Raw genomic sequence first — 10,882 nt, 5'->3', positions numbered from 1 at the left:
AGGGCTGCACCGCCGCGACGCCATCGCGGCGGTACGAAAACGTTTTCTCATGTTGCGGCGCACACGGCAATCGATTGCAGCGCACAACGGCCATGCTTGCGGCGCATGGAACGGATCCTGGGGCTCAATGCGGGGGGCGGGCGGATCCGGAGGGCGTCAAACCGCCCCTTGCCCCGCGGTCCTGACCTGTTAGACGACACGTCTCCCTCGTGGACGTACCCTGTGGCGCTCCGGCTCCGCCGACAGGCTGGACCGTGAGGGAGCTCGTGACGACGAGTTGGCGGTGGACCAGTTCTCCCCGCCAGCCTGTGAGGCTCAGTGGGCCGGGTGGTTGCGGGAGGGTCGGCGCAGCGGGGAACAGGAACCGCGTCGCCGGCTGATGGCCCACACATTCACCCCCCTTGCACCCCCTTGCACCCCGCTCGCGAGCGAGGATGTCCGCGGAACGGGCCGGGGTAGCGCGCCGCCGCGCAAGTTCAAGAATTTCGCAAACGGCTACGCTTCGCTAACCATGCCGCCGGTTCGCATCCCCCCGGGTTCGCTTGGGAGTTCGCATGGGAGCACGCATGAGAACGGCAGCGAGAGCCTACCGGTTCGTGGGTGGAGCGCCCCGCCGGTCCGATCGATCCTGCGAGGCGCGGCGCGGCGAGGTCCGGCACGCCGCCGATCCCGGCCGGGTGCGGCCGGTCGGGGAGATCTGGTCGCAGCAGGACAGCCGCGGCCTGACCGCCCGCGAGCTGATCCGCCTGGCCCAGGCGGTGCGGCTGCGGCCGGCCCGCCCGCCGGAATAGATCGTTTCGGACCGCGCCACGGACCCTCGACAAGAGAAGAAGGCCCCGCCGGATGCGGGGCCTTCTTCGTTCGGGGCCTCACCCGTCCCCGGGCGGGGCGACCGGAGCGAAGATCGTGATGGCCTGCTTGCGGCCGGCGAGGGGCTCGCGGCCGACCTCGCGCCAGGCGGCCGGGTCCGAGGAGCCGGCGACGGCGGCCTCGGAGGCGAGCACCACCGCGCCGTAGCGCTTGGTCGCCTGTTCGAGCCGCGAGGCGACGTTGACCGCGTCGCCCAGCACCGTGAACTCCATCCGCTCCTCGTCGCCGACGATGCCGCAGAACACCTCGCCGACATGGATGCCGATGCCGATCTTCACCGCCCGGGGCAGCTCCCGCGTCTCGTTCCAGGCCTCGACGATGCCGACGAGGTCCTGCGCGAAGGCGAGCGCCCGGGCCGCATCGTCGCCGCCCTCGTCCGGCACCCCGAACAGGATCAGGGCGCCGTCGCCGATGAACTTGTCGACGAAGCCGTGGTGCCGGCGCACGCAGGCCAGGATGCGGGTGCGGAAGGCGGTGAAGAACCGCGACAGCCCCTCCGGATCCATGCCCTCGGCCATCCCGGTCGAATCGCGGATGTCCACGAAGGCGATCACCGCGCGCTGGCGGCGGCCGCGGCGGAGCGCGGCATCCCCCGCCGCGAGCCGGGGCGCGATCTCCGCCGGCAGGAAGCGCGACAGGCTGGCGCGCCCGACCGCGTCCCGGACCGCGGAGGCGAGGAGCCGGCGCGAGCGGACGATGCCGAAGGCCGTGGCCGCGCCCGCGAGCAGGATCAGCGTGAGGCGCATCACGTTGACGGGCATCGAGAACAGCTGGGTCCAGGCCGGCCGGCCGGCGGAGGCCGGATCGAGGACCAGCTGGTGCTCGAGCCCGACCGCGATGGCGATGAGGCCGAGGGTGAGGAGCGCGACGGCGCCGAGCTGGACCTTCACGTCGTAGCGCAGGGCCCCGACCGCCAGGACCAGGGGGATCGCCCAGACGATCGGCGCCGAGGGCAAGGCGTTGCCGGGCAGGTCGCGCTCGCCGAGGGCCAGCACCGTGATGGCGAGGACCAGCCCGACATCCAGCGCCATGAACAGGTAGGCGTAGGCGTGCCGCCAGCGCTGCGGCACCGCGAGCGCGATGCTGACGAGGCCGACGCCGACGAAGCCCAGGGCGGCGATCCAGGCGTTGCGCTGGAAGATCCCGAGCGACACGCCGGCGAGCTCGTGCAGCAGGTCGCTGGCGACGATCACCGTGACGAAGACGCAGGCCCCGATTCCCACCCGCAGCCAACCGATCAGCCGCTCGGCCGCGACCTCGTGGCGGCGCATCAGCCCGGCGACGAGGTCGCCCGCGAGGGGGGCGACCAGCGGATTGGTCAGGAGATCGGCCGCGGCGCCCGCCGGCGGACCGGCGACCGAGACGGGTTCTCGGGTCGGATCCCGCTGCACGCGCAATCGTGGCTGCATGCCGGCCTCCTGTCGCCCCGGACAGGGCGGAGAAAGATCTGATTAGAGCATGGCCGTGATCGCACGGCTACTGGGGCTGATCTGGTGCGCCCGAGCCGCGAGCTTTCTCTGACGCTGTCTGACGAGTTGGATCAGCCGACGGTACTATGCCAGAGCCTGCTCGAGCGGTTCGTCCTCGAACGATCGGAACCCGCGCGAGGCATCCTATCCAATCACCTCATCCTGAGGTGTCAGTCGATCGAAGATCGACTGACCTCGAAGGAGGCCTCCAGAAGTCTCCGAGCGAGCTGGAGCCCTCCTTCGAGGCTGCTGCAGGCAGCAGCACCTCAGGATGAGGGTGTCGATTGGGATGAACGATCCTTGCTCCGGTATTTTGGAAACTGCCTCAACCCAGCAATCTTCGACACGAGCCCTACGTCAGGCCGGATCGTCGCGCAGCAGGTGGTAGAGCAGGATCGCGGCCGCCATGGCAGTGCCGATCCCGCCGAGCTTGAAGCTGCCGAGGCTGACCGTGAAATCGCCGGCGCCGAGCACCAGGGCGGTGCCGACGGTGAGCAGCACCCGGGTGCGGGAGAAATCGGCCCGGTTCTCGACGAAGATTCGCCCCGCCGCGGCGGCGATCAGCCCGAACACCACCACCGACAGGCCGCCGATCACCGGCCCCGGGATCACCAAGATCGCGGCGCCGAATTTCGGCGACAGCCCGAACAGGATCGCCACCAGCCCGGCGACGGCGAAGACCAGGGTCGAGTAGATCCGGGTCACCGCCATCACGCCCATGTTCTCGGCGTAGGTGGTCACGCCGGTGCCGCCGAAGAAGCCCGACAGCATCGTGGCGAGCCCGTCGCCGAGGAAGGCGCGACCGAGATACGGATCGAGGTTGCGCCCGGTCATCGCGCCGATCGCCTTCACGTGGCCGAGATTCTCCGCGACCAGCACCAGGGCGACGGGGGCGATGAGCCCGATCGCGGAGGCCTCGAAGACCGGCGTGGTGAAGTGCGGCCAGCCGAACCACGGGGCGTCGGCGATCCGCCCGAGGTCGAGGGGCTTGGCCAGCCCGAGCCCGTTCGCCAGCACGCCGTAGAGCACGGTCGCGGCCACCGCCCCGATCAGCAGCGGCAGGCGCCGCGCGGCGCCCGGCAGGTAGGAGGCGGACAGGCCCACCGCCAGGATCGTGAACAGCCCGATCCCGACATCGAGGCCCGATCCCGAGATGCCCTTCACGCCGATCGGCGCGAGGTTGAGGCCGATCGCCCCGACGATCGCGCCGGTCACCGCCGGCGGCATCAGCCGGCCGATCCAGGCATCGCCCGCCCGCATCACCGCGATCCCGATCAGGGCGTAGACCGCGCCGGCGGCGATGATGCCGCCGAGGGCGACAGGCAGGTTCGGGTTCGGCCCGCTGCCGCCGTAGCCGGTGGCGGCGATCACCACCGCGATGAAGGCGAAGCTGGAGCCGAGATAGCTCGGCACCCGCCCACTGACCACGACGAAGAACAACAGCGTGGCGATGCCGGAGAACAGGATCGCCAGGTTGGGATCGAAGCCCATCAGCAGCGGGGCCAGCGCCGTGGAGCCGAACATCGCCACGACGTGCTGGAGCGCCAGCACCGCCACCTGGCCGAGGGGCGGCCGCTCGTCCGGCAGCACCACCGGCCCCCGGGCGAGCCGCCAGCGCGGAAAGCCGCGCTCCTGTTCCCGCATCTCCGGTTCCATGAATTCCCCCCTGATTGCTTGTGCGGGGAAGGCCTTAGAGGATTTGGCACCGGTCCGGGAATAGGTGGATGGCTTGCGCGTGCATGCCGTCCTGCGCGAAGGAACCGTCTCCGATCCCGAGCACCGGCAGCCGCCATGACCCCGCCCGACGCCGTCACCGCCGACCTCACCGTCATGATCTCGGGCGGCTTCGCGCTCGCCTACGAGGCGGTGCTGCCGGATTTCGAGCGCGCGACGGGCGTGAGGGTCCGGACCCTGTCCGGCGCGTCGCAGGGGCAGGGGCCGCGGACCATCCGGCACCAGCTCGCGCACGGTACTTCCGTCGACGTGGTGATCCTCTCGAACGAGGGCCTGCACGAGCTGACGGAAGAGGGCCGGATCGTCGCGGGCTCGGCGGTGGAGCTCGCCACCGCGCCGCTCGCCGCCGCGGTGCGGGCGGGGGCGCCGATGCCTGAGATCGGGACCGCCGCCGCGCTGGCGCGGACCCTGACGGCCGCCCGCCTCGTCGTGATGCCGGGCAGCACCAGCGGGTTGTTCATCCAGGACACGGTGCTGCCGCGGCTCGGCGTCGCCGGGACCGTGCGCAAGCGGGTGCTGCCCCGCGGCACCGATTCCGCCGCCGCCCTCGCGGCGGGCGAGGCTGACCTCGCCCTCGGGCCGGTGAGCGAACTGGTCGACGTGCCGGGGATCGAGGTGGTGGGTGCGCTCCCCGACGAGGTCCAGCTCGTCCAGACCTTCACGGCGGCGATCGTCGCGGGCTCGGCGGCCGTCGAACCGGCGCGGCGGCTGATCGCCCACCTCGTCTCGGACCGGGCCGCGGCGGCGATCCGGCGGACCGGCATGGAGCCGGTCGCGCGGGGGTGAGGGGCCGCGCGACGCGCGGCCCACCTTTGTGCCCACGAGAGGTCAGAAGCCGCGTGACGCGCGGCTCCCGTGAGAGCGTCAGGCGAGGGCGGCGCCCCACTTGTCGGCGTCGGGCGCCTTCTCCTTGTAGATCTTTCCGGTGGTGTCGACGTGGAGCTCGGTCCAGGCCCCGTCGCCCCGTCGCGCCAGCACCTCGACATGCTTGGGCTTGCGCCGCGGCTCGCCCGTCGGCGTCCAGCCCGCCGCCGTCACGGCGGCGAGGGCGGCGGCGGGATCGACGGCCGCGTCGGATCCGGATTTGCCCGGGTGGTGGGGCTTCTTGTGGTGGATCTCCACCGGCGCGCGGCCCGCGGCGGAAATCCGCGCGACCTTGATCTCCGAGGGGCGGCGCTCGCCCTCGAGGGTCACGCGCAGGCCGGCGGCGAGGGGAAAAGCCTCCGCCCCCTTGGGCCCGAGATCGGCGAGGTGGACCGCGCCGTCCGCCTCCAGGGTGAAGCGGTGCGCGAAGACGTGCTGGATCGTGCCCGAGAGGGCGGTGGTGTCGTGGTGCGGCATGATCTTCTCCGAAGAGCGCCCAACCGCAGGCGCGACCGGCAGATGGAGAGAGATGGCGGGCGGTTCAAGGCCGTCCCGCGCAATCTGTCCCGCTCGAAAAGCCGGATCGTCGATGCAACGCGGCGCGCCTGACGCGGGGATCGAGCTGAAAGCGTCACCGAGATCCCGGTTGCTGGTTTATGGAATTCTGTCCCATTCACGACATCATCCTGAGGTTTCGACCGATTGTAGATCGAATATCATCGAAGGAAGATTTCTGAATTCTATCGGATCCTGTTTGATTGGCCCCGACAGCATCAATACCCTCCTGGTCATTCCGGAGCCGCGCAGCGGAGCCCGGAATCCAGAGCCGCGGATGGCTCAGGATCGAGCAGAGTGCTCTCCGCCTCTGTCTGATCGACCTGAGGTTCTGGGCGTGCCCCGGCACTCCGGACTCCGCTACGCGGCCCCGGAATGACCCGGCGGGTGTCAGGACTGTCGAGCAAGTCAAACAGGCTCTGAGAGGACTGGAAGCCTCCTTCGAGGCCAAGGCGATCTCCGATCGCTCGGCACCTCAGGATGAGGTCGTGGATGGGAGGGTATCTCGTGACACGACCGGACGCCGCATCCGCTCGCCCGGCGGGCCTGCAAGCGGCGCGGACCTTGCCGCGGGGATGGAATTCCGCGACATCTTGCCTCCCGGCTTGGGGAATGCGACCACAATCACAGATGTTAATCAAAGCTCTTAGCGTTAGGCAGGTTGCATGAGCCGGAAGCGCCTCGATCTGACCCTCGCCTTCCTGCGCTCCCTCGACCGGACCGCGAGCGCGCAGGACGTCTCCGAGCTCCTGCTCCGGCTCCTCGGCCGCTTCGGGATCGAGCACGCGCTGGCCGGAACCCTGCCGATCGTCGGAGCCAAGCCGCGCCAGCAATACGAGCACGCCCTCCTCGACGCGATGCCGGCGGACTGGAAGACCCGCTACCTGTCCCGCGGCTACTTGTTCCGGGACGCCACGGTGCGCCATCTCGGCGGGGCGAACGCGCCCTTCGCCTGGTCGGAGATCGCCGAGCAGTATCGCGAGGACCCGGCGGCCCTGCAGGTCATGCACGAGGCCGGCGAGCACGGCCTGCGCCACGGGGTCACCGTGCCGCTCCTGACCCTCGACGGGCAGCTCGCGGGGTTCAGCTTCTCGGGCGCGCGGGTCGAGGTCTCGCCGGAGGACCTCGGCACGCTGCAGCTCGTGGCGACCTACGCCTTCGCCCAGCTCGTGCTGCTGCGCTCGGAGGCCGGCGCCGAGATCCGCCTGTCGCCGCGCGAGCGCGAGGTGCTGCAATGGGTCGCCGAGGGCAAGACGAGCTGGGAGATCGGCGAGATCCTGGCGATCTCCTCCAAGGGTGTCGAGCATCACCTGCGCACCACCCGGACCAAGCTCGGCACGCTCAACAGCGCCCAGTCGGTGGCGGTGGCCCTGCGGCGCGGGCTGATCTCCTGATCCCGGCCGGGACGATCGTACCCGATAACGCTGCCTGGGCCGTTTCCTGTATTTGACAATCGTCCATCATAGGAGATGATCGCGGCCCGACAGGAGCCGCGTCATGCCCACTCGCCCCACCTCGCCCCCGCTGTCCATGGAGGCCGCCCGATGACCGGCGCGGCCCTGCTCTGCCTCGTCGCAGGGGCGGCCCTGGTGGTCCAGAATGCCCTGATGGGGGCGATCGTGGCGCGGGGGACCGGCCTGACCGGGGCGCTCCTGTGCAACTCGCTGGTCGGCCTGTCGCTGCTCGGCCTCGTCGAGGCCTGGCGCAGCGGCCCGACCTTTCCGCTGCGCCTGGCGGAGCGGGCGGAGCCGTGGTTCCTGGTCCCGGGCCTGCTCGGCACGCTGGTCGTGGCCGCGAGCCTCTACGGCTACCGTCAGCAGGGCGCGACCGTCACGGTGACGATGGTGGTGGCGGGCCAGCTCGCGGCGGGGATCGCCGGCGACGCGATGGGGCTGACCGGCCGCAAGGGCGGCCTCGGCCCGGACACCTCCACCGGTCTTCAGGCTTTGGGTCTTCAGACCTGGATCGGGGCCGCGCTGCTGGTCGCCGGCGCGGTCCTGATCCTGCGGGGGCGGGGTGCGGCGTGAACGCCGGGCGTCAGCCCCGGCCGCCCCGGGGCGCCTCAGCGGAGACGGCCGAGACGAGGCCGTCCGGCGCCGGGCCGGCACCGAGCAGGTTGACGGCCACGTGGAGGCCGATGGCGGGTCCGAAGACCAGGGCCAGCATGAGAAGAAGCACGGTCACGACGCTGCGGTCGCGGCGGGTGGCGGCGGCGCCGGAGCGGGCGCCCGTCGTCATCAGGGTCATGGCTCACCTCGTTCGACCGGCCGCATCGGCGCCGGTCGCGGGCGAGCCCGATCAGCGATCAGGCGCGGGTCACGCGAGGCGGCACCGAGGCGGCGCGGTCCGTCGACTACTGTCGCTGGGCATGGGGGATGAAGGATTCCGGTGATGCCGCGCGCGGCCGATTCGTCGGCCCCGTACGGACCAGGGCCACATGCGTGCGAACCCCCGCCGCGTCAAGGGCCCGGATGCGCTTTTTCGGCGTACTTCTCCCCGCCGCGGGCCCCGGGGACGCCGCCGCCCCCTGAACGCACAGCCGTCAGGCGCCAGACCCCTTTGTTCTCGCCGCATTTCTTTGCAACAAGCCGGGTATCCCCGTCGAATGTGCCTGCCGGGCACCGCGAGCCGGCGCCGCCGACTCGAAGACCAGCCCGCCGAGACAGCTTGCCCTCCATGCCCGATCCCGTGCTCTCCCCCTCCGACGACGCGGCCCCGGTCCCGACCGGCGTGCCGGGCCTCGACTCGATCCTGGAGGGCGGTTACGCGGCCAGCCGCGCCCACCTGATCGAGGGCCGGCCGGGCTCGGGCAAGACGACGCTCGCCCTGCAATTCCTCCGCGACGGGGCGCGGCTCGGCGAGCGCTGCCTCTACATCACCCTGTCGGAGAGCCGGCGCGAGCTCGCCTCCGTCGCCTCCCGCCACGGCTGGTCGCTCGACGGCATCGAGATCTTCGAACTGGTGCCGCCCGAGCTCAGCCTCGACCCGCGCCAGCAGCAGAGCCTCGTCCACTCCTCCGACCTCGAGCTCGGCGAGACCGTGCGGCTCGCCATCGCGGAGATCGACCGGGTCAAGCCGCAGCGGGTGGTGTTCGACAGCCTGTCGGAGATCCGCCTCCTGTCGCAGGGCTCGCTGCGCTACCGCCGCCAGGTGCTGGCGCTTCGCAGCTACCTCCTCATCCACGACACCACCGCGCTCCTCCTCGACGACCTCACCGCCGAGCAGGACGACCTCAACCTGCACAGCCTCTGCCACGCGGTGATCCGGCTCGAGCAGCTCGCGCCCCTCTACGGCGGCGAGCGCCGGCGCCTGCGGGTGATCAAGATGCGCGGCACGCATTTCCGCGGCGGCTTCCACGATTACGTCATCCGCCGCGGCGGCCTCACGGTGTTCCCGCGCCTGATCGCGGCCGAGCACGGCCACCCCTACGACGCCGACCGCCTCGGCAGCGGCAATGCCGGCCTCGACGCCTTGCTCGGCGGCGGGCTCGACCGGGGCACCAGCACGATGCTGCTCGGCCCCTCCGGCGTCGGCAAGTCCTCGACCGCGCTCGCCTACGTCATGGCGGGGCTGGCGCGCGGCGAGCGCGGGCTGATCCTGAGCTTCGACGAGACGACCGGGATCCTGATGCGCCGGGCCGCCGGCCTCGGCATGGACATCGCCGCGGCGGTCGCGGCGGGGCATCTGCGGGTCGAGCAGATCGATCCGGCGGAGGTCTCGCCGGGCGAGCTCTCCGCGATGGTGCGCGACGCCGTCGAGCGCGAGGGCGTGCGCCTGGTGCTGATCGATTCGCTCACCGGCTACCAGAGCGCGATGCCGGGCGAGCAGTACCTGCTGCTCCAGATGCACGAGATCCTGACCTACCTGAACCAGCAGGGGGTGACGACGCTGCTGGTGCTGGCCCAGCACGGGCTCGTCGGGCAGATGTCGGCGACGGTCGATCTCACCTACCTCAGCGACACCGTGGTGCTGTTCCGCTTCTTCGAGGCGGAAGGGCACTTGCGCCGGGCGGTGTCGGTGGTCAAGAAGAGGGTGGGGCCGCACGAGGACACCATCCGGGAACTTCGGATCGACGGCGACGGTTTGCGTGTCGGCGAGCCGCTGACAGGCTTCCGGGGCGTCCTGACGGGCGTGCCGAGCTACCGCGGCGCGCCCGGCCGCCTGCTGGCCGAGCGCGACGAACCGGAGCGGGATCGGTCAGACCGGGACAGTGATGAGAGAGAGTGATCCCCCGGTCCTGATCCTCGCCCCCGTCGGGCGCGACGCCGCGGTGGCGGGCAGCATCCTCGACGAGGCGGGCCTGCATTCGGAGACCTGCGCCGACCTGCCGGGCCTCGTCGCCCGGCTCGACTCGGGCAGCTGCGCCATCCTGACCGAGGAGGCCCTGCGCGCCTCCGACCGGCACGGGCTCGCCGCCTACCTCGCCGGGCAGGAGCCGTGGTCGGACTATCCCTTCGTCCTGCTCACCCTGCGGGGCACCCCGCCGGATGCGCGGCTGATGGAGTCCCTCGGCAACGTCACCCTGCTCGAGCGGCCGTTCCACCCTGCCACCCTGGTCACCGCGACCCGCTTCGCCGTGCGGGCGCGGCGGCGCCAGCGCGAGGCGGCGGCCTTCCTGCACGAGCGCCAGCAGACCGCCGAGCGCCAGGCCCTGCTGATCCGCGAATTGCACCACCGGGTGAAGAACACGCTGGCTACCGTGCAGGCTTTGCTCGGCGCCTCGGCGCGGGGCGCCACCAGCGTCGACGAGTTCTACCAGGGCTTCTCGGCCCGGGTGATCTCGCTCGCCAAGACCCACAACCTCCTGACGGAGGATTACTGGCAGATGGCCTCGCTCCAGGAGATGCTGGAGAACGAGCTCGGCCCCTACAACGACGAGGGGGGTCAGCGCATCGCCCTCGATGGCCCGCATGTCGAGCTCACCGCCGACCTCGCGGTGCCGACCGGCATGGCGATCCACGAATTGACCACCAACGCCGCCAAGCACGGCGCCCTCTCGGTGCCCGAGGGCCGCATCATCGTGGCCTGGGCCGTAGACCAGGGCGAGACCGGCCGCCGCCTGCGGCTCGACTGGACCGAGCGCGGCGGCCCGCGCACCGCCGAGCCGACTCGCAAGGGGTTCGGCTCGACCCTGCTGCAGCGGGTGCTCACCATGCAGTGTGGCGCCGACATCCGCTTCGACTTCAAGCCGACCGGCCTGCACTTCCGCATGGAAGCGCCGCTGATCGAGCACCGGACGGTGCCGCATTATTGAGGGGTTGTTCCACCTGCCCGGCGGTCTTGGTACTTTCCTCGTCATGTATGGACGGCCCCCGTTTCGCAAGGGTTTGTGAGCCTCGGTTTGTGCCAGTCGGTTCAGGAGCAGTCATGTATCCGGCCTCTGATGCCGT

The 10,882-nt window shown here is 71.1% G+C and carries 10 protein-coding genes; 6 read left to right on the top strand and 4 right to left on the bottom strand.

The genetic code is table 11. The features are described 5' to 3' along the window. Window positions 1-566: 566 nt before the first annotated feature. A complete protein-coding gene (locus ABZT49_RS14465) occupies window positions 567-791 on the top strand; it encodes a hypothetical protein (protein ID WP_355286728.1) in 225 nt (74 codons plus the stop codon). A 78-nt stretch (window positions 792-869) separates the two neighbouring features. Here the strand turns inward: ABZT49_RS14465 and ABZT49_RS14460 are convergent, their stop codons facing one another. Then, the gene (locus tag ABZT49_RS14460; RefSeq protein ID WP_355286727.1) at window positions 870-2,279 is read right to left on the bottom strand and encodes an adenylate/guanylate cyclase domain-containing protein; all 1,410 of its coding nucleotides are present in this window, start codon (window positions 2,277-2,279) and stop codon (window positions 870-872) included. A 417-nt stretch (window positions 2,280-2,696) separates the two neighbouring features. Continuing rightward, window positions 2,697-3,983 (bottom strand): solute carrier family 23 protein, encoded by a 1,287-nt coding sequence (locus ABZT49_RS14455; RefSeq protein WP_355286729.1) that lies wholly within the window; start codon window positions 3,981-3,983, stop codon window positions 2,697-2,699. A 147-nt stretch (window positions 3,984-4,130) separates the two neighbouring features. Here ABZT49_RS14455 and ABZT49_RS14450 point away from each other — a divergent pair, with 147 nt between their 5' ends. Beyond that, on the top strand, window positions 4,131-4,859 hold the full coding sequence (locus tag ABZT49_RS14450; protein ID WP_355286726.1) for a substrate-binding domain-containing protein: 729 nt from the start codon (window positions 4,131-4,133) through the stop codon (window positions 4,857-4,859). A 78-nt stretch (window positions 4,860-4,937) separates the two neighbouring features. Here the strand turns inward: ABZT49_RS14450 and ABZT49_RS14445 are convergent, their stop codons facing one another. Beyond that, complete coding sequence (locus tag ABZT49_RS14445; RefSeq protein WP_355286725.1) at window positions 4,938-5,414, bottom strand: hypothetical protein; 477 nt, start codon at window positions 5,412-5,414, stop codon at window positions 4,938-4,940. A gap of 743 nt (window positions 5,415-6,157) precedes the next feature. Between ABZT49_RS14445 and ABZT49_RS14440 the strand changes: the two genes are divergently transcribed. Further along, the gene (locus ABZT49_RS14440) at window positions 6,158-6,886 is read left to right on the top strand and encodes an autoinducer binding domain-containing protein (protein WP_093565022.1); all 729 of its coding nucleotides are present in this window, start codon (window positions 6,158-6,160) and stop codon (window positions 6,884-6,886) included. 150 nt (window positions 6,887-7,036) lie between these two features. Beyond that, window positions 7,037-7,519 carry a DMT family transporter gene (locus tag ABZT49_RS14435; RefSeq protein ID WP_355286724.1) on the top strand — a complete coding sequence of 161 codons (483 nt, stop codon included), beginning with the start codon at window positions 7,037-7,039 and terminating at the stop codon, window positions 7,517-7,519. Between the two features lie 10 nt (window positions 7,520-7,529). On the opposite strand, the gene ABZT49_RS14430 is transcribed toward ABZT49_RS14435, so the two are convergent. Further along, window positions 7,530-7,739 carry a hypothetical protein gene (locus ABZT49_RS14430; protein ID WP_355286723.1) on the bottom strand — a complete coding sequence of 70 codons (210 nt, stop codon included), beginning with the start codon at window positions 7,737-7,739 and terminating at the stop codon, window positions 7,530-7,532. A 429-nt stretch (window positions 7,740-8,168) separates the two neighbouring features. Here ABZT49_RS14430 and ABZT49_RS14425 point away from each other — a divergent pair, with 429 nt between their 5' ends. Next, entirely contained in the window at window positions 8,169-9,719 is a 1,551-nt protein-coding gene (locus tag ABZT49_RS14425) for an ATPase domain-containing protein (RefSeq protein WP_355286722.1), read from the top strand. Further along, complete coding sequence (locus tag ABZT49_RS14420) at window positions 9,706-10,746, top strand: sensor histidine kinase (protein ID WP_355286721.1); 1,041 nt, start codon at window positions 9,706-9,708, stop codon at window positions 10,744-10,746. The genes ABZT49_RS14425 and ABZT49_RS14420 overlap by 14 nt, the downstream gene beginning before the upstream one ends. Window positions 10,747-10,882 lie beyond the last annotated feature (136 nt).

Origin of the sequence: Methylobacterium sp. EM32, assembly GCF_040593685.1 — a bacterium.
Taxonomy (GTDB): domain Bacteria; phylum Pseudomonadota; class Alphaproteobacteria; order Rhizobiales; family Beijerinckiaceae; genus Methylobacterium.
Note: the sequence above shows the minus strand (reverse complement) of the source record. Positions and strands in the feature narration are given on the sequence as shown.

Coding starts and splice junctions, on each gene's coding strand:
- ABZT49_RS14465 (WP_355286728.1), top strand. CDS start 567: ATGAGAACGGCAGCGAGAGCCTACCGGTTCGTGGGTGGAGCGCCCCGC.
- ABZT49_RS14460 (WP_355286727.1), bottom strand. CDS start 2,279: ATGCAGCCACGATTGCGCGTGCAGCGGGATCCGACCCGAGAACCCGTC.
- ABZT49_RS14455 (WP_355286729.1), bottom strand. CDS start 3,983: ATGCGGGAACAGGAGCGCGGCTTTCCGCGCTGGCGGCTCGCCCGGGGG.
- ABZT49_RS14450 (WP_355286726.1), top strand. CDS start 4,131: ATGACCCCGCCCGACGCCGTCACCGCCGACCTCACCGTCATGATCTCG.
- ABZT49_RS14445 (WP_355286725.1), bottom strand. CDS start 5,414: ATGCCGCACCACGACACCACCGCCCTCTCGGGCACGATCCAGCACGTC.
- ABZT49_RS14440 (WP_093565022.1), top strand. CDS start 6,158: ATGAGCCGGAAGCGCCTCGATCTGACCCTCGCCTTCCTGCGCTCCCTC.
- ABZT49_RS14435 (WP_355286724.1), top strand. CDS start 7,037: ATGACCGGCGCGGCCCTGCTCTGCCTCGTCGCAGGGGCGGCCCTGGTG.
- ABZT49_RS14430 (WP_355286723.1), bottom strand. CDS start 7,739: ATGACCCTGATGACGACGGGCGCCCGCTCCGGCGCCGCCGCCACCCGC.
- ABZT49_RS14425 (WP_355286722.1), top strand. CDS start 8,169: ATGCCCGATCCCGTGCTCTCCCCCTCCGACGACGCGGCCCCGGTCCCG.
- ABZT49_RS14420 (WP_355286721.1), top strand. CDS start 9,706: ATGAGAGAGAGTGATCCCCCGGTCCTGATCCTCGCCCCCGTCGGGCGC.